The organism is Desulfocastanea catecholica, assembly GCF_054657295.1.
On the sequence record NZ_BAAHYZ010000007.1, the window covers coordinates 85954 to 109200 of the forward strand.

Annotated in this window: 20 protein-coding genes and 1 riboswitch; of the genes, 10 read left to right on the forward strand and 10 right to left on the reverse strand. The window is 52.2% G+C overall.

The features are described 5' to 3' along the window. Nucleotides 1-5 precede the first annotated feature (5 nt). Nucleotides 6-761 (forward strand): succinate dehydrogenase/fumarate reductase iron-sulfur subunit, encoded by a 756-nt coding sequence (locus ACYQ8U_RS08405; RefSeq protein WP_459945090.1) that lies wholly within the window; start codon nucleotides 6-8, stop codon nucleotides 759-761. 154 nt (nucleotides 762-915) lie between these two features. Here ACYQ8U_RS08405 and ACYQ8U_RS08410 read toward each other — a convergent pair whose 3' ends face one another. Both ACYQ8U_RS08410 and cobO read right to left on the reverse strand, forming a co-directional pair. Further along, complete coding sequence (locus ACYQ8U_RS08410) at nucleotides 916-2064, reverse strand: CaiB/BaiF CoA transferase family protein (RefSeq protein ID WP_459945091.1); 1149 nt, start codon at nucleotides 2062-2064, stop codon at nucleotides 916-918. 12 nt (nucleotides 2065-2076) lie between these two features. Further along, nucleotides 2077-2598 (reverse strand): cob(I)yrinic acid a,c-diamide adenosyltransferase, encoded by a 522-nt coding sequence (gene cobO / locus ACYQ8U_RS08415; RefSeq protein ID WP_459945092.1) that lies wholly within the window; start codon nucleotides 2596-2598, stop codon nucleotides 2077-2079. 370 nt (nucleotides 2599-2968) lie between these two features. Here cobO and ACYQ8U_RS08420 point away from each other — a divergent pair, with 370 nt between their 5' ends. Both ACYQ8U_RS08420 and ACYQ8U_RS08425 read left to right on the forward strand, forming a co-directional pair. Beyond that, a complete protein-coding gene (locus ACYQ8U_RS08420; protein WP_459945093.1) occupies nucleotides 2969-4000 on the forward strand; it encodes a glyceraldehyde 3-phosphate dehydrogenase NAD-binding domain-containing protein in 1032 nt (343 codons plus the stop codon). A gap of 117 nt (nucleotides 4001-4117) precedes the next feature. After that, a complete protein-coding gene (locus tag ACYQ8U_RS08425; protein ID WP_459945094.1) occupies nucleotides 4118-4753 on the forward strand; it encodes a hypothetical protein in 636 nt (211 codons plus the stop codon). A 99-nt stretch (nucleotides 4754-4852) separates the two neighbouring features. Here the strand turns inward: ACYQ8U_RS08425 and glmS are convergent, their stop codons facing one another. Further along, the gene (glmS, locus tag ACYQ8U_RS08430) at nucleotides 4853-6694 is read right to left on the reverse strand and encodes a glutamine--fructose-6-phosphate transaminase (isomerizing) (protein ID WP_459945095.1); all 1842 of its coding nucleotides are present in this window, start codon (nucleotides 6692-6694) and stop codon (nucleotides 4853-4855) included. Between the two features lie 305 nt (nucleotides 6695-6999). Here glmS and pyrE point away from each other — a divergent pair, with 305 nt between their 5' ends. From pyrE to ACYQ8U_RS08445, 3 genes are read left to right on the forward strand one after another with little or no spacing between them, the layout of a single operon-like run. After that, a complete protein-coding gene (pyrE, locus tag ACYQ8U_RS08435; protein WP_459945096.1) occupies nucleotides 7000-7551 on the forward strand; it encodes an orotate phosphoribosyltransferase in 552 nt (183 codons plus the stop codon). A gap of 7 nt (nucleotides 7552-7558) precedes the next feature. Further along, nucleotides 7559-7729 carry a dual CXXC motif small (seleno)protein gene (locus ACYQ8U_RS08440; RefSeq protein ID WP_459945097.1) on the forward strand — a complete coding sequence of 57 codons (171 nt, stop codon included), beginning with the start codon at nucleotides 7559-7561 and terminating at the stop codon, nucleotides 7727-7729. A gap of 44 nt (nucleotides 7730-7773) precedes the next feature. Then, nucleotides 7774-8253 carry a PilZ domain-containing protein gene (locus ACYQ8U_RS08445; RefSeq protein ID WP_459945098.1) on the forward strand — a complete coding sequence of 160 codons (480 nt, stop codon included), beginning with the start codon at nucleotides 7774-7776 and terminating at the stop codon, nucleotides 8251-8253. Here the strand turns inward: ACYQ8U_RS08445 and hflX are convergent. The 5 genes from hflX to lon all read right to left on the reverse strand — a co-directional run bounded on the left by hflX (nucleotide 8245) and on the right by lon (nucleotide 16959). Further along, on the reverse strand, nucleotides 8245-9780 hold the full coding sequence (gene hflX, locus ACYQ8U_RS08450) for a GTPase HflX (RefSeq protein ID WP_459945099.1): 1536 nt from the start codon (nucleotides 9778-9780) through the stop codon (nucleotides 8245-8247). The genes ACYQ8U_RS08445 and hflX overlap by 9 nt on opposite strands. A gap of 98 nt (nucleotides 9781-9878) precedes the next feature. Next, entirely contained in the window at nucleotides 9879-11708 is a 1830-nt protein-coding gene (locus ACYQ8U_RS08455) for a hypothetical protein (RefSeq protein ID WP_459945100.1), read from the reverse strand. Nucleotides 11709-11800: 92 nt separating this feature from the next. Further along, the gene (locus ACYQ8U_RS08460) at nucleotides 11801-13450 is read right to left on the reverse strand and encodes an NAD+ synthase (RefSeq protein ID WP_459945101.1); all 1650 of its coding nucleotides are present in this window, start codon (nucleotides 13448-13450) and stop codon (nucleotides 11801-11803) included. 55 nt (nucleotides 13451-13505) lie between these two features. Beyond that, the gene (mltG, locus tag ACYQ8U_RS08465; protein WP_459945102.1) at nucleotides 13506-14567 is read right to left on the reverse strand and encodes an endolytic transglycosylase MltG; all 1062 of its coding nucleotides are present in this window, start codon (nucleotides 14565-14567) and stop codon (nucleotides 13506-13508) included. Further along, on the reverse strand, nucleotides 14560-16959 hold the full coding sequence (lon, locus tag ACYQ8U_RS08470) for an endopeptidase La (protein WP_459945196.1): 2400 nt from the start codon (nucleotides 16957-16959) through the stop codon (nucleotides 14560-14562). Before lon ends, mltG begins: the two co-directional genes overlap by 8 nt. 327 nt (nucleotides 16960-17286) lie before the next feature. Here lon and ACYQ8U_RS08475 point away from each other — a divergent pair, with 327 nt between their 5' ends. Beyond that, a complete protein-coding gene (locus ACYQ8U_RS08475; RefSeq protein WP_459945103.1) occupies nucleotides 17287-18087 on the forward strand; it encodes an LbetaH domain-containing protein in 801 nt (266 codons plus the stop codon). A gap of 30 nt (nucleotides 18088-18117) precedes the next feature. Here the strand turns inward: ACYQ8U_RS08475 and cobI are convergent, their stop codons facing one another. Together cobI and ACYQ8U_RS08485 are read right to left on the reverse strand one after the other, a co-directional pair. After that, nucleotides 18118-18864: a precorrin-2 C(20)-methyltransferase gene (gene cobI, locus ACYQ8U_RS08480; protein ID WP_459945104.1), complete on the reverse strand. Its 747-nt coding sequence runs from the start codon at nucleotides 18862-18864 to the stop codon at nucleotides 18118-18120. 45 nt (nucleotides 18865-18909) lie between these two features. After that, nucleotides 18910-19896, reverse strand: coding sequence for a sirohydrochlorin cobaltochelatase (locus ACYQ8U_RS08485; protein ID WP_459945105.1), 987 nt, complete (start codon nucleotides 19894-19896; stop codon nucleotides 18910-18912). 124 nt (nucleotides 19897-20020) lie between these two features. Then, a riboswitch (cobalamin riboswitch) is annotated at nucleotides 20021-20204 on the reverse strand. A gap of 232 nt (nucleotides 20205-20436) precedes the next feature. On the opposite strand from ACYQ8U_RS08485, the gene ACYQ8U_RS08490 reads away from it, so the two are divergent. The 3 genes from ACYQ8U_RS08490 to ACYQ8U_RS08500 are packed head-to-tail and all read left to right on the forward strand — an operon-like array spanning nucleotide 20437 to nucleotide 23242. Next, nucleotides 20437-21396 (forward strand): hypothetical protein, encoded by a 960-nt coding sequence (locus tag ACYQ8U_RS08490; protein WP_459945106.1) that lies wholly within the window; start codon nucleotides 20437-20439, stop codon nucleotides 21394-21396. Nucleotides 21397-21414: 18 nt separating this feature from the next. Then, nucleotides 21415-22455, forward strand: a complete 1041-nt coding sequence (locus tag ACYQ8U_RS08495) for a FecCD family ABC transporter permease (RefSeq protein WP_459945107.1) — start codon at nucleotides 21415-21417, stop codon at nucleotides 22453-22455. After that, the gene (locus ACYQ8U_RS08500) at nucleotides 22448-23242 is read left to right on the forward strand and encodes an ABC transporter ATP-binding protein (RefSeq protein ID WP_459945108.1); all 795 of its coding nucleotides are present in this window, start codon (nucleotides 22448-22450) and stop codon (nucleotides 23240-23242) included. The genes ACYQ8U_RS08495 and ACYQ8U_RS08500 overlap by 8 nt, the downstream gene beginning before the upstream one ends. The last annotated feature ends 5 nt before the right edge of the window (nucleotides 23243-23247 follow it).

The following is a 23247-nucleotide window of genomic DNA, read 5'->3' on the forward strand; positions in this document are numbered from 1 at the left end:
CTACTATGAGTGATATAGATCTTAATTTACAAATTTGGCGACAGAAAAAAAGTGACTCTCCCGGAACATTTGAGACCTATGCTCTGGAGAAGATCTCCACCGAAATGTCTTTTCTGGAGATGCTTGACGTTCTCAATGAAAAATTAACCAAGCAGGGGCTTGACCCTGTTGCTTTTGACCACGACTGCCGGGAAGGCATCTGCGGCATGTGCGGCACGGTTGTCAATGGTGTTGCCCATGGTCCGGAAAAAGAGGTCACTCTCTGTCAACTGCATATGCGCAACTTTAAAAATGGCGATACCCTGGTCATCGAACCGTTCAGGTCCCGCGCATTTCCCATTAGAAAAGATCTCCTTGTTGACAGGTCCGCCTTCGACCGTATCATCCAGTCCGGCGGCTATGTTTCCGTCAACACCGGCGGAACCCCCGACGGCAACTCCATCCCCATCCCCGCCCAGACAGCTGAGCTGGCCATGGATGCCGCAGCCTGCATCGGATGCGGCGCCTGTGTCGCCAGCTGCCCCAATGGTGCGGCAATGCTTTTTACCAGTGCCAAGGTATCTCAGCTTTGTCTGTTGCCGCAGGGGCAGACTGAACGTAAGCAGCGGGCACTCGACATGGTTGCCGCCATGGATAAGGAGGGCTTTGGTAACTGCTCCAACGAAAGAGAATGTGAGGCGGTCTGTCCAAAGAGCATCTCCATTCGCAATATCGCCCGGCTCAATAGAGAATATCTCATGTCTGCCCTTACAGAAGGTTAGGAGTCGTTACGAAATAACCCGACCATTTTCACCCATTTCGTTACGGCTTCTTTTGCCGTTCCGGGTTTCACCTTGGTTATGTTATTTTTGACAACGGCTTAACCCCAGCCAACCTTCTGTTGTTTCCCTGCCCTCCCTCCTGGGGGCAGGGGATTTACACCACACCACTCACAAAAAAAGTGTCGATCTGTTCGGCTGAGTAGCCTGTTTCTTCGAGAATTTTTCGTGTCTGCTCGCCAAATCCTGCCGGTCTGGTCTTGATCGCACCGGGCGTTTCGCTCAGTTTCACCGGGATGCCGAAGCCGTGCTTTTCCTCGCCGTTGTCTCCCTGGTAGCTGTGCACCATTTCCCGTTGACGAAAAAGGGGATCTATCAGGATTTCCGCAAGGTTCTTCACCACGGAAAAACATACCTCCATTTCCGCCAACTGCGCATCCCATTCAGCCATGTTTTTTTGCAGGAACAGCCCCCGAAAATCCGCGATAATTTCTTCTCGTTGCTGATCGTCATACTGCAAAGAGATATACTGCGGGCGGTCGAGCTGTTGACAGAGTATTTTCCAGAACCTGTTTTCCACAGCGCCGATGGAGATAAATCTGCCGTCCGCTGTCTCATAGGTATTGTAGCAGGCGTAGCGATGGGACAGCATCGTATCCGCGGCCTGCTGCGTCTGCCCGGTCAACATGGAAAAATAATTGGGAAGCGACAGCAGGCCGACCACGCCATCGGTCATTGAGATATCGATATATTGCCCCGTGCCGGATTTCTCCCTGGCAAAGAGGGCGAGAAGGATGCCGACCGCCGCGTTCATGCTGCCGCCGGCGATGTCGGCTATCTGCACCCCCGGGATCACCGGTCTTCCGCCCTTCTCGCCGATAAGACTCAACACCCCTGCATTGCTGATATAATTGACATCATGTCCAACCCTGTCACGGAGTGGGCCGGTCTGCCCATAGCCGCTTATCGAGCAGTAGATTATTCGCGGATTACGTTGCCGGACTGCTGCATAGTCGACGCCAAGGCGCTGCACCACTCCCGGGCGGAATCCTTCGAGAATGACATCGGCCTTTTCCGCCAGCTTGAAAAAAATCTCCAGTCCCTCCGGAGTCTTCAGGTTGAGAGACATATGCTGCTTATTTCGATTGAGATCGTTAAAAAACAGCCCATCCCCCGCAAATTTTCGATCCTCGACAGCGATCACTTCTGCCCCGTGATCGGCAAGAATCATCGAACAATAGGGTCCGGGAAGCATACGGGAAAGGTCGAGAACGCGTATTCCTTGCAAAGCACCTTGCCTTGTCATCTTATCTACCTCCTAATACTCTATACCTTTCTGGGCCTTTCTTCCCTGCTCATAAGCATGTTTGATCGCTTCAATTCCCGAGACGGTATCGGCTATTTCCACAAGTCGTGGATCGGCGTCTCTGCCGGTGAGTATAATGGACAGCCGTTTCGGCTTGTTTACTATCAACTCAACAATTTTCTCCACATCGAGAAAGCCGTAATGCGGCAGATAGGTGATTTCATCGAGAATGATCAAATCGTAGCGGTCACTTGTCACCTTTTCTTTCGCCAGCTGAAACCCTTCGAGGGCGACCTGACGATCTTCTTCGATATTTTCCTTTTTAAATATGTAGCCCTTGCCGCAGATGAACCAATCTAGATTTTCCATCTTTTCCGCCATCCGCCGTTCGCCATATTCCCCCTTACCCTTGAGAAACTGTATGACGCAGACCTTCTTGCCATGACCGAGGGCCCGAAAAGCGGTCCCCAGCGCCGCCGTTGTTTTACCTTTGCCGTTGCCGGTATTGATAATAACTCTGCCGTGTTCCATCATATATATCTCCTCTTACGGATTTTCTCATCATCGTTTTATTCTCATGCTGTCAGTGCACCGATCAGTCACTATGGATCATACATGGCCGGACAGCGAGGGAACAGATTTATTTGGTGATATTTCATAAAAATCATCAAAACATTAATTTTTTAGCGCAAAGTTCTCTCTTTTAGAATAACTCGCTGATCAACATGCCATCATTTCTGCAATTTTACTGGCTTACCTGAAATAAATATCGGGTTGTTATTCGAGACGAATCGAAGTAATGATAAAGGCCACCTGTGGCTGGGAGGTCGACCAGACAGAGTTGCCTGACTCGACGTCCCCAAAGAATAAATACAGCTATCGGTTATAACCGTCAAACCAGGATATGAATTCCCCGGAAAATTACTATAAAGTTGCCATAAACGGCTATGGACGGATCGGCCAGTCCGTCCTCAGAGCGATCTATTCCACGCCATTCAGATCGAAATTCAGGATCGTCGCCATAAACGAACTGGCCGACATAGAAACGTTGACCTATCTCACCCGTTACGACACGACCCATGGCCGGTTTCCCTATCCGCTGCATTTTGAAAACGACTATCTCTATGTCGGAGACGACAAAATCAGGATCATTAACCAGCCCGATCCAATGAGGCTCCCCTGGCAAGAACTTGATATTGATCTGCTCTTTGAATGTTCCGGAACGTTTGACGATAGAAAGACAGCAGGAAAACACCTGCACAGCGGGGCCAGACGGATCCTCCTGTCGCACCCCGCCACCCCCGACGTTGACGCAACAATCGTCTATGGCTACAACCACACACTGTTACGACCGGAGTACCAGGTTGTCTCGAATGCATCTTGCACGACGAATTGCGTTGTGCCTGTCCTCAATCTCTTAGACCGGGAACTCGGTATCGAAAACGGCGTTACAACGACCATCCACTCGGCGATGAACGACCAGCCGGTGATTGACAGGTATCACCATACCAATCTTCGCCTCACCCGCAGCGCCCTCCATTCGATTATTCCGGTTGATACCGGACTCGCCAAAGGAATTGACCGCCTGATGCCGCAGCTCGCCCACCGTTTCGAATGTCTGCATGTCCGGGTACCGACAATCAACGTCTCCGTCATGGATCTGTCCATCAACGTGAAAACCGCAACGACTGCCGGGCAGGTAAACCAGATCGTGCGTGAAGAGGCCCAGGGTCCCCTGCATGGCCTTCTCGGCTATACCGAAGAGCCGCACGCCTCGGTTGATTTCAACACCGACCCGCGCTCATCGATTGTTGACGGCACCCAGACAAGGGTCTGCGGCGGCAAGCTGGTCAAAATGCTCTGCTGGTTCGACAATGAATGGGGTTTTGCCAATCGGATGCTCGATGTGGCAAACAGATGGCTCGATATCCAATGACTCCTCTTTTCGTCGGGCTGCCGCCGAAAAGACAACAGGAAAGAAGCCACAAAAACGACCAGCTACCACTCACTCTCACCAAGGTTTATCATGATTATCTACCAACGAGGCAAAAATATGCGATGGAAACTCGACAAAATACGTTTTCTTTATCCGCCCGATGACTTTATCGGCTCTTTTACCAATGAAAAAATGCAGGAACGCCATAAGGCCCTGCAGGATCAAAAGATCAAGGAGCTCCTTGATCAACTGGAAAAAGAGAAGGATCCTCTTCAGGCCATGGGTGTCCTAAATCCACTCGAGCATGTGCAGTTCTTGCGTAATAATCTTCAACACTTCAAACAGCAAAAATGTCTGGAAAAAGCCTTTTTAAAGCTCTTTTACCGTAAAAACACCCCCTTTGCCGCGGCCGGTGACTATGAGAGCTGGAAATTTCTCCTCGACAACTGCGACAGGGACCTTCTGTACCAGGAGGGCAGCCCTTTTCCCTATGAACGGGTCACTGCCTACAGGGGATCGGTGACCGGTGTCAGAAAAGGCTTGAGCTGGACTGTCAGCCGGGAAAAAACAGCCTGGATCCTTGAGCGCTGGGAAGATAAAGAGATGGGCGGCGGAACCGTTTTTGCCCTCGAAATAACCAGAAAGGATATCCTGGTGTATATCGAGGATCCCCTCCGCCAGGAGGTGATTCTCGACCCGGAAAGAGTGGAGACGGCGGAAATTCGTGAAATAACCAGTCTGCCGGCCATGTAACCCGTACCACTCGACCGGCAATACTTCCGGCGAGAGGCTTCATCGATCTGCCATCGACTGCACCCCTTGCCGGATATACCGTCCTGTTTGCTGGTCCGGTTATTCTACCGTGACACTTTTTGCCAGATTACGCGGCTGATCGACATCGCATCCCCGTCGTGAGGCTATTTCATAAGCCAGGAGCTGCGCCGGAATGGTATAGAGAATCGGGTTCATCGCATCGTGTACCTTCGGCATGTAGATCACATCATCGGTAATACTCTTCAAATGACTGTCCCCTTTTGTGCCGATAAGAATAATCCGCCCCTGGCGCGCCTTGATCTCTTCGACATTGGAAATGGATTTCTGGTAGACCTCATCCTGCGGTACCAGCGCCAGGACCGGCATATCCTTGTCGATCAAGGCAATAGGACCGTGCTTCAGTTCTCCGGAGGCATAGCCTTCGGCATGGATGTAGGAAATTTCCTTGAGTTTTAACGCCCCTTCCAGGGCAATGGGATAATTTACCCCTCTACCGACAAACAAGAAATCACGGCTGCTGTAATAGCTTTCAGTGAGCGTCTGCATCTCTTCCTGGATCCGCGGCAGCTCGCTGTCGATCACTCCGGCGACATTGATCAGTTCCCTGCCGAGTTCGATACTCTGCCCGGCACTGAGGGTCTTTTTCTTCTGGCCAAGATACAGGGTAAAGAGAAACAGCGCCGCCAGCTGCGAAATAAACGCCTTGGTCGAGGCAACACCTATTTCCGGTCCGGCATGGGTATAAATTGTCCCATCAGCCTCCCGGGTCATGGTCGAACCGACCACATTGCAGATGGTAATGATTTTTGCGCCCAGCTGTTTTGCCCGGCGTATTCCGGCCAGGGTATCGGCCGTTTCTCCGGATTGAGAAATAGCAATGGTCAGTACCCGTTCATTGAGCAGCAGGTGGCGATAGCGGAACTCCGAGGCGATATCCACTTCCAGCGGGATATGGGCGTATTTTTCAATCCAGTATTTCGCGACAAGGGCCGCGTGCCAGGATGTACCGCAGGCAACGAGAAAGATACGGTCAATGTTGTCCACATCGGCCTGGGACAGATTGATCTCCGAAAGATCGACCACCCCCGATTCTACATTAATCCTGCCGCTGACGGTATTGGTAATGGCCTGCGGCTGTTCGAATATCTCTTTCAGCATGAAATGGCGGTAGCCGGCCTTTTCGGCCATCGCCGCGTTCCAGTTGATGACTTTTATCTCTTTTTGTAACGGCTTGCCGGTGATGAGGGAAAAAATCCGGTGACTGTCGGCGGTCAGGATCGCCAGTTCCATGTCATCCATGAAGATGACCTTGTTGGTATAGGGCAACAGAGCGGGAACATCCGAGGCGAGAAAAGTACCATCCTGCTCACTGATACCGAGCACCAGCGGACTCTGGTTACGCACGGCAACGAGCGTATCCGGCATGCCGGTCCAGAGCACCCCGATGGCATAGGACCCTTCCACCAGGCTGATAGCCTTTTTTACGGCGACGACCAGATCATCCTCGAGGTTATCTTCAATCAGGTGGGCAAGGACCTCCGTATCGGTTTCCGAGGTAAAGACATGCCCTTTCTGCTTTAATTCTTCCCGGAGAGAGTGATAGTTCTCGATGATCCCATTATGCACGACAACCAGGTTTCCGGTGCAGTCGCTATGGGGATGGGCATTATTCGTCGTCGGCGCACCATGGGTTGCCCAGCGGGTGTGCCCGAGACCGATATTGGCGGGAGCGATTATTGCGTCGCCGATAATCGCTTCAAGACGCGACAGTTTACCTTCCGACCGGTGCTTGACCAGCTTGCCCTCCTGCAGGTAGACAATACCTGCCGAGTCGTAGCCCCGGTACTCAAGACGCCGCAACCCTTCCAGCACGATCGGCACCACTCGCCGTGGACCACAATATCCGACAATACCGCACATATTCTCCCCCTATTGAAGATCTCTCCGGTTTTCCACAAGAGAAACCGTTGAAGAAACCGTTGAAAATATTTTCTATTGCAGCTGAGACGAATAGCCGTTCAGCAGATTCATCTGAGCACCAGCAAAAATCGATCCGGCGGCATCACTGCGCCGAGAATAACACAAAAGAGACAGCCTAACATTGCTATTGAGACGTTTACCAGTTTTTTCTTTAAACATAGTTAAAAAAAAGGTAGTATCGGCTGCAAATCTTATTGCGACGACAATTTATCACAATTTCACCATTACTTACATTGAATACTCCCATGGACGACAGACAACGACTGAAACAAATTCTCCTCGAAAAATCATATCGGCAAGGCACCTTTACCCTTACTTCCGGCAAGACGTCAGACTTCTATATCGACGGCAAACAGACAACACTCTCGGCGGAAGGGGCATACCTTTGTGGTAAATTGCTCTTTGAACTGTTGCAAAAATCACCCACTCCGATCGAGGCGGTCGGCGGCATGACCCTGGGCGCCGATCCGCTGGTCACCGCAGTGTCCATTGCCAGCTTTCTCGCCCACCAACCGATTCCGGCCTTCATTGTCCGCAAAGAAGCGAAAGGACACGGAACCGGTAATTATATCGAGGGCTTGAAAAACATGCCCGCAGGCTGCACCGTGGCCCTGCTTGAGGATGTGGTCACCACCGGCGGAACACTTCTGAAAGTCATTGAACGTGTAGAAGCCGCCGGCTTTAAAGTAGGTCTGGTCGCGACCGTTGTTGAAAGGCAGGAAGGTGGTACGGCAGCACTGGCCAAGGCGGGTTATACCCTCGAATCAATTTTCACCCGTGAGCAAATGCTCGGATAAACAGCTAATGAAATGTAAAAAATGTGCCGAAAAGCTTGAAGTACATCGCGCCTGTCGAAAAATTCGCATGCGATGTACCGGCTGTGGACGGGAATACCAGATTCATGAGGTAGCTGGCGACCTTGACCGGGAGACGGAAGAAATTCTCGAAAAATACACGGCAATTATCTACGACTGAAGCACTAATAAATACACATCCATCGAGGATACGTTTACGCCAGCATGTCGAATGAAATCTCTCTCCTTAAATCTTTTGTAAAAGCTGACGATGAGGCAATGATCGTCTGCCCGGCATGCGACACGGCCAAGAAAATATCCGCAGCACAGTTTCGCCACCGCCAGCATCTGGTGAAGGTCAAATGTAAGTGCGGCCACCTCTTTAAGGTGCACCTGGAGTTCCGGCGTCACTTTCGTAAAACTACCGAGCTCGAGGGCACATATGACGTGCACCCGCCGGCCATCGGCGGCGGTCGGATGAAGGTTGTCAACCTGTCCTTGAGCGGTGCCTGTGTAGAGGTTTGGGGTGTCCACGATCTAAAAATCGGCCAGAAGGGCTCCCTGGTATTCACCCTCGACAACCGTAAAAAAACGGTTCTTTTTAAAAAAGCCATCATCAGATCCATCAACGGCAACCGTATTGGCTGTGAATTTGTCCAGGACCAGGCCTACGATAAAGACCTGGGTTTCTATCTGCTACCGTAACTCGGTATCCAAGACCTTGCCGATGAGTTTTTCCGCCTGAACGAGAAACTCTCGGAGCGTTTCCGGCTGGAGCGCACTGACAAGAATTCCCTCCTTCCCGACAATTTGCTCTATCAATTGTCGATCCTCAACCAGATCAATCTTATTAAAAAGAGTCAGGACAGGAATCTCACTGAGTTCAAGATCGCGAAGAAGTTGTTCAACAACCGCCATCTGCTGCCGAAAGCCGGGGTTTGATACATCGACGACATGGACGAGCAGGTCGGCTTCCTGTAATTCCTCCAAGGTGGCCATGAACGCCTGGAGAAGATCAGCCGGCAGATTTCTGATAAAGCCCACGGTATCCGTGATGATGACCTCGAGTTCGGTCGGAAAGCGCAGTCGCCTGCTGGTTGGGTCAAGGGTGGCAAAAAGCTTGTCTTCCGCGACAATATCGCTGCTGGTCAGGGTGTTGAGCAGGGTCGATTTGCCGGCATTGGTGTAGCCGACCAGGGAGAGAACCGGCAGCTCTTTTTTCCGTCGCTTGGCCCTGCGCCGATACCGCTCTTCACTGACCTTTTTCAGTTCCTTGGTCAAGCGGGCTAACCGGTCGTTAATCCGCCGGCGATCGATCTCCAGTTTTGTCTCGCCGGGACCGCGGGCACCTATCCCTCCGGTCAGCCGTGACAGGGCATCGTCTCGTGTCGAGAGCCGGGGCAGCATGTATTTCAACTGGGCCATCTCCACCTGCAGTTTGCCTTCCCGACTCATTGCCCGGTGGGCAAAAATATCCAGGATAAGCTGGGTCCTGTCGATGACCCGCAGATCGCTGAAATTGGTAATGGAGCGAATCTGCGAAGGATTCAGTTCCTGGTTGAAAATCAGCAGATTGGCATCGAGCTGCAGCGCCCGGATCATGATATCGGCCAGTTTACCCTTACCGAGAATAAGCCGTGGATTGACCCGGCTGCTCCGCTGCAGGACGGTATCCAGCACGACAATCTTGTCGGATACAGCCAGCTCAACAAGTTCGGCCAGAGAATCTTCCGCCTGGCGCTTCTGTTCGGTCGTCACACTGACGAGAATGGCCCGGTCCTGTCCGTGGTCGACAAGGCTGGTCTTGCGATACAGGCCAAATTCCCTTTCTATGGCTGCAATCAATTCATCGACCGATTCGACCTGGTTGGCCGGGTGAACCGGCTGCAGAAAGGCCCAGTTCTTGCCGTCATGCCCCCCGGGCAGCAGATGGGCGGAATAGATTTTTTCCGGCAGCCCTTCCGCGTCGACCTTGATGACGGACAGCAGATCCAGCCGTAAAAAGAGCAGATCCATCAGATCTTCATCACTGATATCTTCCCCGGCCAGATGGGTGTGTACCAGTCGCAGGCCGCGCAGTCTGCCGCCGGAGGCGCGCACGTTGCCGAGCTGCGGCAGCATGATCCGCGCGTAATCGCCGACGATGATCGATTCGATCTTGCCGGATCGATGCACCAGCAGACCCAGTTGCCTGTTCAGTTCAAAGGAGAGCTGACAGAGCGCCCGGGCCATTTCCGGATTGATGATTTTATCCGGCTGAACTCTCTTTTGCGCAATACGTTCAAGGGCCTTCAGCTGATGGGTTTTTAATCCAGCTGTATTTCCGCTTACTATTCCGATACCTTTTCTCCTTCTGTTGGTGGAAAATCTTCATCCGCCGCACCGACAGAGAGCTCCGGGCGACGGCAGACGGTTTGTCCATTATAATCCTTCCAAATCGAATCGTCATATTGATTATGACATCGCACACACAGGCCGACCCGCAGAATAGCCCGCAGTTCCCCCTCGTTAAATGGCCGCAGGGTCGATCGCGAACTGTGCTGCAGCGGTTCGCCGGCCAGAGTCACATAGGCATCAAACGGCACGGTCGTGCCGGCACTGGTCACTATGCCCCGGTCAATTGGTTCAAAGACCAGCTCGCCGTTCTGCATGAAGACTTTCCCTTCGCCTAACCCGACGGTCTTGGTCGAGGCATGGCAGTCTATGCAGTCGCGGCCTTTGGCCTGGGTGGTGTGCGGATTGATGGCCGCCATGGTAAACCTGTCAAAACTTTTTTCAATCTGGCCATTTTCATCAACTACGGTGACAATATCCTGGCATCCCGGCGTAACGATGACGATTTCATCCTGCCAGACGCCGAGCATCGGCCGTTCATAGCGGATATAGGATCGGCCTTCCTCCCACATTCCCGAGGTTTCTTCCAGGCTCAACTTATCCAGATGGGTCAAGGAGGCATCGCGTTTTACATGGCAGCCATAACACTGCGCCACCCATGTGGAATGGCAGGCCTCACAGCTTACCCGCTTATGCGAGGCAAAGTCGCATACTCCTTTTTTGGCGGTCTTGACCGGGTGGACCTTCTCATCGACCTTACCGATCAGCACCACCTGGCCCTCCTCCTTTTCCAGGTTAGTGAGACTGGCATTCTTTCGTGTTGTTCCCGGATTATCCGAGTGACAGACCTCACAGGAGATTTCCAGCTGCTCTTCATAGTGGGCATAACTTGTGCCATCGCCCATGATCTCATTACGGGTATGGCAGTCGATACATTCCATCCCTTTTTCATGGTGCACGTCATCGGCGATATCCAGATAGAATCTGGCACCCGGCAGCTGTTTGGTATTCAGTCCTCCCGCTTGGTAAGGCGTACCGTAGCCCTCGGATTCAAAGATCCCCATATAGGAGATGCCTATTCGGCCGGAACGGTTGTGACAACGGACGCAATTAACACTTCGAACTGCTTTGGTGATCAAAGGATGAATTTTTTTGTCCGAAGGTTTTTCTCCATACTCGTTGTCGGATATAAGTATTTCGTCGTTGACGTTTCTCCCGGGTATCTCATAATGACATGCCGAACAGCCGCCGCCTTTTTCGTTGAAAAATTGGGGCATTCCAGCGAGATCATTCTTTTGTTTCCAAAGGTGACAGGTGGCGCAGAGTTTTCGGTAATAATCGACGGCCAGAGAACTTTTATGTGATTGCAGGAGCTCTTCGACGGTCAGGTCCGTATCCTGGCTGTCACTTTCTCCCCAGTAATAGAGCAATGTTCCGAGGATCCCCCGGTTGGTGGCCATGAGGGAGTTCTTCACCTTATGCGCATCCGCCGGATGGCACCCTTCAACTGAACAAGTTTTTTCGACATGGCGCAGATCCCCAGGATTGAGAATCATCCCGGCATGCCCTTCTTCTTTCGTTACAGCCAGGGGGTTACCGAGATGGCAGGGAGCACAGCCGATGACCGCCGCATCATGGGCCGGGTCGAGTTTCTCGTCCTTATGGCAGCTCAGACACATATCGACACTGCCGGAACTGGTCACATAGAGTTTTTCCGGCCGCTGCAGCTGCTGTTCATGGACGATGAGCCAGCCGAACGTAACGAGAATGGTGCACAGGAGAAGGAGTTTCAGCAGGTTTTGTAAGGTAAATCGACTCTGTTTCAAACTGACAGTCCGTTAAAAGGATATTTTTGAGAAATCGTCAAAACCAGCCAAAGGGATGACTTGGTAAAGATGCAGAGCTGTGGGGCTTGGTGTCATTCCTGAAAATTCTGCACATTAGGGTATCTGCGTCCAAAGCCAAAGGCCTTGGTGGTCACCTTCAGGCCCATCGGCGCCTGTTTTCGTTTGTATTCATTGAGCCGCACCCGCCGCAGGATATCTCTGACCATCTGCTCGTCAAAACCACGGGCGACTATCTCATCCCGGCCCTCGCCTTGTTCCAGATACAATTCCAGCACCTGATCGAGAATATCGTATGGCGGCAGATCGTCCTGGTCCGTCTGATCCGGTTTCAGTTCGGCGGTCGGCGCCTTGGTGATGATTCGTGCCGGGATGATTTCCCTTGCTCTATTGACATATGCCGCCAGTTGATAGACCAGCTGCTTGGGTACGTCGGAGATCACCGCCAGGCCGCCGCTCATGTCTCCGTACAGGGTACAATAGCCGACGGCCATCTCACTCTTGTTGCCGGTAGTCAGGAGTAAATGGCCAAATTTGTTGGACAGGGCCATGAGCAGGTTGCCGCGAATGCGCGCCTGCAGATTCTGTTCGGTCAAGTCTTCGGCAAGCCCGGTGAAAAAAGGCGCGAGGCTGCGCTTAAAACAATCGAAAAGCTCCGAGATCGGCACAACTTCAAACCGGCAACCAAGATTTTCGGCCAGTTTTTTTGCGTCTTCCATCGAGTCCTCGGAACTGTAAGGTGATGGCAAGGCCACGCCGAGGACATTCTCCGCGCCAAGCGCATCAACGGCAATTGCCGCGGTAAGGGCCGAGTCAATTCCTCCGGACAAGCCGAGAACGGCCGAAGAAAAATGACACTTCCGCAGATAATCATGCACCCCCATGACCAACCCCTGATACACCGCCGCCTCCCCGGCAACCTGCGGCGCCTGGTGCATTTCACCCTGCCAGCTGGAGCTGTCGACAACAATCATATCTTCCTGAAAGCCCAGGGCCTGGGCAACAACGGTACCGGTTTTATCCATGACCAGACTGTGTCCGTCAAAGAGCAGGGAATCCTGACCACCAACCTGGTTACAGTAGAGAAAGGGAAGCCTATATCGCCGACTGATTTTTTGAAAGATACTCTGTCTGATTTGTTCTTTATGGCGTTGAAAAGGGGATGCGGAAATATTGATGATACCGTGCATCGTTTGCTTGTTTTTGGCAGCGCGAAACACCAGCTCGTCGACAGGATCCGTATCATATTCATTGACCTCTTCGTTCCAGACATCCTCACAGACGGTGACCCCGAAATGGACATCATGCAAGGTATAGAGCTCGGATGGGCCTCCCGGTTCAAAGTAACGGGTTTCATCAAAGACATCGTAGGATGGCAGCAGTCGTTTGTGAGCGCGAAAGACAATTCTGCCGCTTCGAGCGACAACGGCTGAATTGAACAGTGTTTTGCCATTGAGCCTTGCCCGTTTTTCGAAACAGCCGAACATGACATCAAGCGCAGGTAATTCACTGATTAATCTGCCGATTGCCGCGTCGTGGGCGGCAAGAAAAGCTTTTCTCTCCAGAAGATCCTGGGGCGGGTAGCCGGAGATGGCGAGTTCGGGAAAGATGACCAGCTCACAGCCGCGAGCCAGGGCCTTTTCTGACCATGATTTGATTTTCTCACAATTATTTGCGAAATCACCGATAACCGGGTTGATCTGCACCAAGGCTATTTTCACCATTTCCTCCCATCTGACTCATCGAAATATTCTTTCCGGCTCCGCTCAGCCTTTGCATCTATTTACCTTTATTATCAGAATTTTTCCTCTGATATTTATTTACCGCACGATTATGCTCAATCAAGGATTTCGAAAATTGATGCGTTCCATCATTCTTTGAAACAAAATAGAGATGATCGGTTGGTGTGGGATATAAAACGGCTCGAAGGGCCTCTTTGCCCGGATTGCTGATAGGGCCGACAGGAAGCCCGGAAAGGGTGTAGGTGTTGTAAGGCGTAGGCGTCAGCAGATCGTTTTTGGAAATCGGCGCGGCAAATTTTTTGCTGCCGTAGACGACGGTAGGATCGGACTGCAGCCGCATGCCTGTTTGCAGGCGGTTATGAAAGACTCCGGCAATCAGTGGTCTTTCCTCATGTGCTCCGGTCTCCTCTTCGACAATTGAAGCGAGAATTACCGTCCCTTGCTGATCCGGTTCCTCGTCCAGTCCGACGGTCAATTCATCCCAGACAGCAGTAAATCGCTGCACCATCAGGGGAATGATTTTTTCAGCTCCGCTGATGTCCCTGGTCAAAAGATAGGTATCCGGAAACAGGTAGCCCTCAAGGCTATCGAGGTGAGAAAAACCCAATTTTTCCAGCAGTGACCGGTCGGCAACAAGCTCGATAAAGTTTTCCGGATCGCACCAGCCCAAATCGCCGAGAAGTTTGGCGATTTCAGCGGCACGCAGTCCTTCCGGAATAGTTACCGCATAGTGAACAGATCTGGCGGAAGCCAGCTCTCGCAAGACCTCACCCGGTTGCATACCGGTACGGAGGCGAAATTCACCGGCTTGCAGCCTGCGGCCATAACCGGAAATTTTCGCCAGCAGCAGAAACCGGATATCATCATGGATGATGCCGTCCCGGGCAAGAATTTCACGGATACCGCGAACGGAGGTACCCTTGGGGATGGTGACGGCAACGGAATCAATCGTGAGGTGAGGACCAGGCCTGAAAACATAGGACGCATACCATGCCGCACCGACCATAAGGACAAAAACAATCGGGAGAAGAGTCCACAGGGCAATCCTCCCGAGAGGCTTCAGCGTCGTCACGCGGTTTATAGATTCAGGCTCAGTCACTGCTCCGGCTCAGCTTGACAGCAGCTTTTGCTGGTTTTACGGCTGCGGTTTTTGGAAAAGCGATCTTGACCACTTCATCCATATCCTTAACGGGAAAGAATTCCATTTTTTCTCTGATATCTTTGGGAATTTCTTCAAGATCTTTCTCGTTTTGTGCGGGAATAATAACCTTGGTAATATCGGCACGGAGCGCAGCCAGGGCCTTTTCCTTCAGGCCGCCGATGGGCAGCACGCGGCCGCGCAGAGTTACTTCACCGGTCATCGCCAGGTGGCTGATCACGGTTTTATTGGTTATCGCCGAGTACAGTGCCGTGGCCATGGTGATACCTGCCGAGGGACCATCTTTGGGGATAGCCCCGGCCGGAACGTGGATATGCAGATCGATCTTGTCAAAATAATCTTCCGCCACCTTCAATTCCTCCGAGCGGCTTCGGCAATAGGTGAGTGCGGCCTGGGCGGACTCCTTCATGACATCGCCGAGCTGGCCGGTCATGAGCAATTTTCCCTTGCCCGGCATGATGTTCACCTCAATCTGCAGAATCTCCCCGCCGACCTCGGTCCAGGCCAGTCCGGTCACCAGACCGGGCTGCTCGAGTTTTTCCAGCTCTGATTCGGGTATGTTCTTCGGCGGGCCAAGATAGCGACTCAGGTTGTTCTGAGAAACAGTGTACGGCCCCTTGCCGCCTTCCGCCACCTTGCGGGCAATCTTTCGACAGACCTTGCCTATTTCCCGCTCCAGGTTTCTCAGCCCGGCTTCATAGGTGTAATGGGTGACGATGTAACTCAAGGTTTCATCATCCATTCTCACCTGCCGCGCTTTCAGGCCGTTTTGCTTTAACTGTCTGGGAAACAGATAGCGTCGGGCAATGACCACCTTTTCTTCCTGGGTATAGCCGGACAGGCGAATCACCTCCATCCGGTCAAGAAGTGGTCCCGGAATGGTATCGCTCATATTGGCGGTGGTAATAAACATCACCTTCGACAGATCTATGGGCAGGTTCATGTAGTGATCGGAAAACTCGAAATTCTGTTCCGGATCAAGTACTTCAAGGAGCGCAGAAGAGGGATCGCCACGATAATCGGAGCCGAGCTTGTCTATTTCGTCCATCATGAACACCGGATTATTGGTGGCGACGGTTTTCAGCCCCTGGACAATGCGTCCCGGCATGGCGCCGATATAGGTGCGTCGATGGCCGCGGATTTCCGCTTCATCGCGCATGCCACCGAGAGAAATACGATGAAATTTCCTACCCATTGCCCGGGCGATGGATTTTCCAAGAGAGGTTTTTCCGACACCTGGAGGTCCGACAAAACAGAGGATTGGACCTTTGGTCGTCTGGTTCAGTTTACGCACCGCCAGGTATTCAAGAATACGCTCTTTCACTTTTTCCAGTCCGTGGTGATCCTCATCGAGGATGACCTTGGCCTGCACCAGATCAAGCATGTCCTTGGTACTTTTTTTCCAGGGTACATCAAGAATCCAATCAATGTATGTGCGTATAATCGTCGCCTCGGAGGAATCCGGATGCATCATATCCATCCGGCTCAACTGCTTGAGCGCCTCCTTGCGAATACTTTTCGGCATCTTGGTCTTCTTGATTTTCTTCTCGAGCTCGTCGATCTCCTGTGACCGCTCATCGGTGTCACCCAGTTCTTTCTGCAGCGCGTGCATCTGTTCCCGCAGAAAGTACTCGCGCTGCGACTTGCTCATTTCCTCTTTGGCATCATTCTGGATCTTCGCCTGGACCGTAGACACTTCAAGCTCTTTGGTCAGCAGCTGGCTGACCAGTCTGAGTCGCTCAACCGGATCACTTTCCTCGAGAATCTTCTGCGATTCGGAAATTTTCAGCCGCAGATTTGAACCAACCAGGTCGGCCAGCCGCCCCGGGTCCTCGATGTTGTTAATGATCATCATCAGATCGGCAGAGAGAATACCGCGCAGGGACATTATTTTCTCGGTCTGCTCACGTACCGCCCGCATCAGGGCTTCGACCTCGACGGTGACTTCTTCCGCCTCGACATCCTCAATGACTTCCACCGACACCTGATAGGATGGCTCGGTTCTGACAAATTCCTTTATTTTCGCCTTGGACATGGCCTGTACCAGAACCTTGAGACGACCATCCGGCAGCTTCAGGGTGCGCATGACGACACAGACCATCCCGACATCATAGAGGTCTTCGACCTTTGGATTGTCCTTTGTGGCATCTTTCTGGGTGACAAGCATCAGTAATTTATTCGTTCCAAGAGCCTCATTCACGGCTTCAACGGAACCAGGACGACCGACAAAAAGCGGGATAATCATATAATTAAAGACGACGACATCCCGTACCGCCATCATAGGCAGTACTTCAGGTATTTCCATTTCTTCGTTGTTTGAAAAATCGTCCATACCGATGCTCAATGAATCATTAAATTCCACTCAATCCTCCTGCAAAAAACGCTTGGCGAGGCTTGCACAATGAAGTCCCGGCCGCGCATAACGGTCTGTTAGCAGTACCATATTAGTACCTGAATATAACAAGATAGCACCAAAAATCCGATGCACCTTTAAAAGCCTCGGAAATACTAAACATCCGAATAACTTAAGTCAAGACGGGTTATACTCCCCCCTTCGGCAAATTTCCCCGATTTTTCTTGATCTCTTCCCCTATTTTTCGCATAGTGAGTGAAACATGCCAAACGGCAGATGGTATGCCTATATCCTGGAGAGGACAACATGCTCACCTCGCAATCTTTTTTTGATCTATCGGATTTCCCCAATCATGATCTTTTTACACCGGCCGAACAGGTATGGCAGCCGCTCAACGATCTGAAAACCTATATGGATACCTACAAATATCCGAAATATGATAATGTGTACATCAGAAACGGCGTCCCGCTGACGGAGCCTATTATTATTCACCGGGGTCAGGCCCTCTGTTTTAACGACCTGGAAATCATCTATGGCAATACCACCAAGGGAGAACTGCAGGTAAAACGAGCAGGTATGCGTCTGGAAGGGGCCTCGGTAATTATGGCCGGGGCCGTTCTATTGGGAGACAAGATTGCCCTTGGCCAGGGGGTGCTTGTTGAGGCAGGGGCAATGATCAAGTCCCCGGCCATAATCGGTGACATGAGTGAAGTCCGCCAGGGCGCCTACCTGCGCGGCTACTGTCTTGCCGGCAAACGATGTGTGCTGGGTCATGCCACGGAAATAAAGCATTCGATCCTGCTCAACGACGCCAAGGCCGGTCATTTTGCCTATCTCGGTGACTCAATCCTCGGCAACGATGTCAACCTCGGCGCAGGAACAAAACTCGCCAATCTCAGGTTTTTGCCGGGCAATATAATTGTCTCCTTCGAAGGCAAGCACCATAATACTGCCAGACGAAAATTGGGGGCGATTATGGCCGATGGCTGTCAAACCGGCTGTAATTCCGTTACCAGTCCCGGCACCCTTATGGCCAGAGGAGCAGTGCTTCTACCCAACGTCACTGCCAAAGGCGGCTACCATAAAGAAAGATCGATCCTTCGCTAGGAGGCTGCCCGAGAAATTCCTCTTACAATTTCAACTCTTTTCCCTGGCGCATGCTTCCTTTCTTACCACCATGGTGGAAAAGTAATGAATATCATGCCCCACTGCCTGACGGACATCAGTCCAGATGCGCTGATCAGGCAGACTGCATCGCTCGATAAGAACCGCATTGTCGACCAGATCAAGGTCTTCCAGGAGCCGTACCAACCGATCCATAACCTTATGTACCTTCATAAAGACAACGACATCACTCAATTCCAGTAACTGCCGAATACGATCATTCTCGAAGGTGGCAGGGATGACCACCAGCCGTTCGTCGCCAAGGCATAGCGGTAAGGCAGCGACTGCCGACGAGGCGCCGATGGCGGAGACGCCGGGGACAATTTCCACTGCAAAGGGCGAGCCGTACTCCTGGAGGGTTTCACAGACATAAAAGCCGGTGGAATAGATCGCCGGATCGCCGAGCGTTGGAAAAACAACATCCCGCCCGTCTCCGAGCGCGGCCATAATGGTTTTTGCCGCCTCCTGCCAGGCACTTTTTACTTCGGCATCGGGAGTTTCCCCCCTGGGTATCTGTTTCATCGGGAAACGATGACTCAGAATGGTCTTGCCTTCTCTGCTGACCGCACCCGAGGCGATTTTCAGGGCCATACTGCCGCCGTTTTCAAAGGCGGAGGGCACAAACCAGAAATCGCAATTTTCCAGAATCCTTGCCGCTTTCAAGGTCATCAGCTGCGGATCACCCGGCCCTACGCCAACAACATAAAACGTTCCTTGCATTGCCCACCTTCCCTTATTTAAGTAATCCAGCAATACCCGATGAGGTTATTGCAGGGTAATTCCTCTTTCTTTTGCCGCATCAGCTATATACTCGACAAAGATCGCTGCAAAAGCGTCGTTTGAGCCCAGCCCCTGCAGTACCGACCGCACCTCATATCCTTTTGCAGTCAAGATCGATTGCCAGGAATCGATCTCCGGCCCGGCCATATCATTTTTTGCATGGTCACCAGCGGTTATCATAAAAGGTCGAAGAATAATTTTCTTCTTTTTCGTCAGCTGCAACTGCGGCAGCAACCCTTCCAGGGACGGCAGCCCCTCGACTACGCCGACAAAGGTTGTCGTTCCCGGATATTCGTCACGCATTTTCTTCTCGGTTTCCCCATAGATGCCGGTAGACCAGTGTTCATTGCCGTGGCCCATGTAGAGCAAGATGGCCCCTTGCTCCTGGGCTTCTTTTGCATCATTTGCCAGGGTTTTCACCACCCGTGCCACGTCGTCATGATAATTGTATCGGTCACCGGGCATGCCCAGTGCCGGTCGGCCGAGAACAATATTATCAAACGGCCGCCATCGTTCCTTCAGGGTCCGGATCGAGCCAAGGCCATGGACATAACTGCTCAAATCATGAGATTGTTCCATAAAAAACATATGCATCGGCTGCACAATTATATTCCGGTAGCCGTCTTCCTGCAGATCACCCAGGGTCTGAATGATATTCTTGACATTGAGGATGTCCGCGGGAACACCTTGATCGAGCCACTCCTGGGGGTTAAGGCGTCGTTTTTTCCATACCGCCCGAACCATATTCGAGGTGAAGGTAAGGCGAACCTCAGTGTCGGGATAGGCTTTTTTGACCTTATCGCTGATATGGGTGATGGCCTGTACCGCCGACGGCTCGGTGGTGCCGAAAGCGGCAAGAAGGATCGCCGTTTTCCCGGGAGTCGATGGTTTTTCAAGGCCGACAACCAGAGAGGCGGTGAGCAGCAACAGGAACAGCGAGATGGCAATGGATTTTGTGACAGAGGTCAACATAAGACATTCTCCTTTGCATGAAATGTGGTGATCCGGAGAATAAAAAACCCCGAATCAAAAACCTTGATCCGGGGAGTCCCTGTTGTTCCTCGTCTCGATGTAGACATCCTTTTCCGCGGGATGCAATATACCGTCATTTCAGGCAGGTCTTCTGACTTCCGGATCATCCATCTTCCACACCTTCCCGGGAGATACTCCCAGTGGCACATCGTGAAATCTGTTCCCGGTTACAGCGGCGGGTCCGTCCTCGATTTACACGAGGTTCCCTCTTAAGCTTTTTTCAAAGCACCTGAAAATCCGTTACAATAAAGCAACAGCCCAGGAGAAAGTCAACTGTTTTCTCTCTCGCAAAATCCACCGTTTCGGCGACTTGGCACCTTGCCTGCCGAAAAATCCTCCGAAAAATTCTTTTCATAATAATTATTTTCTTTCTCGCCTCTGCGGTGTAGTATCGCCCGTTGACAAACGGACGTTGATTTTTGCCGCTCAGTGTTGATGAACGTGTAAAAAAAGAAATTCCCTCTGTAAGCTGACCATTCAATGGAACTGGATCTTATCACCGCGATATGGCCACAGGTTATTCTGCCGATTATCAGGATCACCTTTTTTATCACTCTTGGTCTTTTTATCGCCAATTTTATTGAAAGCCTTAACTGGACCCACCGTCTGGCGGTCCTTGCCCGTCCTCTTATCCGCCTAGGGAGATTATCGGCGGTCACCGGTGCCAGTTTTTCCGTGGCGTTTTTCTCGGGCGTCTCCGCCAACACCATGCTCGCCGAGGCCTTCGACCAGGGACAGATGACCAGAAAAGAGCTGATCCTGGCCAACCTGTTCAACTCCCTGCCGCGCTTTTTTCTCCATCTGCCGACGGTTTTTTTCCTCACCGCACCACTTATCAAGATGGGCGCCGTACTCTATGTCGGGCTTACCTTCAGTGCCGCGATTCTGCAGACCATCCTTGTCGTCCTGGCGGGAAGAATTCTTCTCCCGGCAAATAACGGCGTCAGTGCGGCGCTGCCGCCGCAACATGGCAAAACCGGGTGGAAAGAGGCCGTTCAAAAGAGTATCAGGCGACTGAAAAAACGTATCGTCAAGATCATGTCCTTCATGGTTCCGGTCTATCTACTCTTTTTTCTTTTCAACAGGTATGGTTTATTTACTGCGGTGGAAGGGTTCATTGCCGAAAAAGCATGGTTTCTGTCATGGCTCAACCCGCAGAGCCTTGGTATTGTCGTTCTGCATGTAACCGCGGAATTTTCCGCCGGGCTGGCCGCGGCAGGTGCGCTGCTCGCCGCGAACAGTCTCACCATAAAAGAGGTGGTGATGGCCCTGCTGGTCGGCAATATTCTCTCGACGCCGATCAGGGCAATTCGCCACCAGCTGCCCTATTATACTGGAATTTATTCTCCACAACTGGCCCTGCAGCTCGTTGGCGTCAGTCAGACGGCAAGGGCATTTTGTATTATCCTGGTGGCAGTTATGTATTACCATCTGGCCTGATTGCCATTCGAGAAAACAATGCGTCAACGTTCAGAAAAAAAATTTCTCCTTCTCACCTGCGCACTGCTGGTCGGCACAGTTCTGGTCATCATAGTCTCGACGGGCATGGGCTATATGGTCATATCGCCTGTCGATATCCTCCGGGTGATCGGTGCTGCCCTCACCGGCGATGCCTCCCTGCTCGACAGTATTGAAGCCACCGTCCCCTATGTGGTTATCGACGTCCGGCTGCCGCGTATCCTCACCGCCGCCCTGGTCGGCGCAGGGCTGGCCTTATCCGGGGTGATTTACCAGGGTATTCTCCTCAATCCTCTGGCCGATCCGTATACCCTTGGTATCTCCAGCGGCGCCGCCTTTGGCGCATCGCTGGCACTGCTTGCCAATGTCAGCATGCTCGGCCACTTTTCAACCCCGATATTCGCCTTTGTCGGGGCCATTCTCACCCTGATCCTGGTAATGCGGCTGTCCACTTTTAACGGGCAGATTTCCGCGCAGACCCTGATCCTGTCCGGCGTCATTGTCGGGGCGATCTTGTCGGCGGGGATCAGTTTTCTGAAATATCTCGCCGACGAACAGGTAGCGATCATCATTTTCTGGCTGATGGGCAGTTTTGCATCGAGCACCTGGAACGGGGTGTTGCTGGTCGGCGCCGCCCTCATTTTCGGTATGCTGGTGACCTTGTACTATGGCCGGGATCTGAACATCATGAGCCTTGGCCGGCGATCTTCCGATACCCTCGGCGTGGAAACCGCCAAGGTCAGAAAGATCCTTTTACTCACCGCTTCGCTGGTGACGGCGATCTGTGTGGCGGTTACCGGCATCATCGGCTTTATCGGCCTGATTGTGCCGCACCTGATGCGCTATCTGGTCGGACCGGACAACCGTAAACTGCTGCCGGTCTCCGCCCTGGCCGGGGCCATCCTGCTGCTCCTCGCCGATACCATGACCCGGGCGGTTCTCCCGGTCGAGGTACCCATCGGCGTGTTGACCGCTCTGATCGGCGGGCCTTTTTTCTGCATTATTTTCCGTCAGAAGCAAAAAGGCAAAAGCTATGAGTAACGAAGATCTCTTTACCCTTGGCAACGTTTCCTTTGCCTACGGCCCGACTCCGGTGCTGCAGGATGTCAACCTCAGCCTTGTGCCCGGTAAATTTTATGGCCTCATCGGCCCGAACGGTTGCGGCAAGACCACCTTTCTCGATCTCCTCACCGGCTGCAAAAAGCAGCTGACCGGAACGATCGACTATAAAGGCAAGGACCTGAGCCGCTACTCGAAAAAAAGCCTCGCCCAGCAGCTGGCCCTGGTTCCCCAGGAATTTGACACCGGTTTTGGTTTTACCGTGGAAGAGATTGTCCTGATGGGCAGGCATCCGCACATCGATCGTTTCTCAGCACCTTCACAACAAGACTGGTTCCTGGTCGATCAGGCGATGGAATGCATAGGCATCACCGCCCTCAGGGATCGCTACACCAACAGCCTGTCCGGCGGGCAGAAACAGCGGGCGGTGGTCGCCCGGGCCCTGGCGCAGAATGCCCCGGTACTGCTCTTTGACGAGGCGACTTCCAGTCTTGACGTCAAATACACCCTGCAGATTTTCAATATCGCCCGCAAACTGGTGCAGACCGAGAAAAGGACGGTGATCGCCGTCATCCATAACCTCAATCTGGCCGCCGCCTATTGCGATTATAGTATTTTTATGAAAGACGGCCGGATCGCCCGGCATGGTCCAACAGCCGATACCATGACTGCGGAGACCATTGCCGAGGTGTTCGATGTCCAGGCACAGGTCGGTTTTGATTCCTTCAACCAGACCCGACAGGTAAGCTTTCAATATTTTGACCAATAAACAAT

What these genes read in the sequence shown, in the direction of transcription:
- ACYQ8U_RS08405 (WP_459945090.1), top strand. Translation starts at nt 6, where the DNA reads ATGAGTGATATAGATCTTAATTTACAAATTTGGCGACAGAAAAAAAGT.
- ACYQ8U_RS08410 (WP_459945091.1), bottom strand. Translation starts at nt 2,064, where the DNA reads ATGACAAGGCAAGGTGCTTTGCAAGGAATACGCGTTCTCGACCTTTCC.
- cobO (WP_459945092.1), bottom strand. Translation starts at nt 2,598, where the DNA reads ATGATGGAACACGGCAGAGTTATTATCAATACCGGCAACGGCAAAGGT.
- ACYQ8U_RS08420 (WP_459945093.1), top strand. Translation starts at nt 2,969, where the DNA reads ATGAATTCCCCGGAAAATTACTATAAAGTTGCCATAAACGGCTATGGA.
- ACYQ8U_RS08425 (WP_459945094.1), top strand. Translation starts at nt 4,118, where the DNA reads ATGCGATGGAAACTCGACAAAATACGTTTTCTTTATCCGCCCGATGAC.
- glmS (WP_459945095.1), bottom strand. Translation starts at nt 6,694, where the DNA reads ATGTGCGGTATTGTCGGATATTGTGGTCCACGGCGAGTGGTGCCGATC.
- pyrE (WP_459945096.1), top strand. Translation starts at nt 7,000, where the DNA reads ATGGACGACAGACAACGACTGAAACAAATTCTCCTCGAAAAATCATAT.
- ACYQ8U_RS08440 (WP_459945097.1), top strand. Translation starts at nt 7,559, where the DNA reads ATGAAATGTAAAAAATGTGCCGAAAAGCTTGAAGTACATCGCGCCTGT.
- ACYQ8U_RS08445 (WP_459945098.1), top strand. Translation starts at nt 7,774, where the DNA reads ATGTCGAATGAAATCTCTCTCCTTAAATCTTTTGTAAAAGCTGACGAT.
- hflX (WP_459945099.1), bottom strand. Translation starts at nt 9,780, where the DNA reads ATGGCCCGGGCGCTCTGTCAGCTCTCCTTTGAACTGAACAGGCAACTG.
- ACYQ8U_RS08460 (WP_459945101.1), bottom strand. Translation starts at nt 13,450, where the DNA reads ATGGTGAAAATAGCCTTGGTGCAGATCAACCCGGTTATCGGTGATTTC.
- lon (WP_459945196.1), bottom strand. Translation starts at nt 16,959, where the DNA reads ATGGACGATTTTTCAAACAACGAAGAAATGGAAATACCTGAAGTACTG.
- ACYQ8U_RS08475 (WP_459945103.1), top strand. Translation starts at nt 17,287, where the DNA reads ATGCTCACCTCGCAATCTTTTTTTGATCTATCGGATTTCCCCAATCAT.
- cobI (WP_459945104.1), bottom strand. Translation starts at nt 18,864, where the DNA reads ATGCAAGGAACGTTTTATGTTGTTGGCGTAGGGCCGGGTGATCCGCAG.
- ACYQ8U_RS08485 (WP_459945105.1), bottom strand. Translation starts at nt 19,896, where the DNA reads ATGTTGACCTCTGTCACAAAATCCATTGCCATCTCGCTGTTCCTGTTG.
- ACYQ8U_RS08490 (WP_459945106.1), top strand. Translation starts at nt 20,437, where the DNA reads ATGGAACTGGATCTTATCACCGCGATATGGCCACAGGTTATTCTGCCG.
- ACYQ8U_RS08495 (WP_459945107.1), top strand. Translation starts at nt 21,415, where the DNA reads ATGCGTCAACGTTCAGAAAAAAAATTTCTCCTTCTCACCTGCGCACTG.
- ACYQ8U_RS08500 (WP_459945108.1), top strand. Translation starts at nt 22,448, where the DNA reads ATGAGTAACGAAGATCTCTTTACCCTTGGCAACGTTTCCTTTGCCTAC.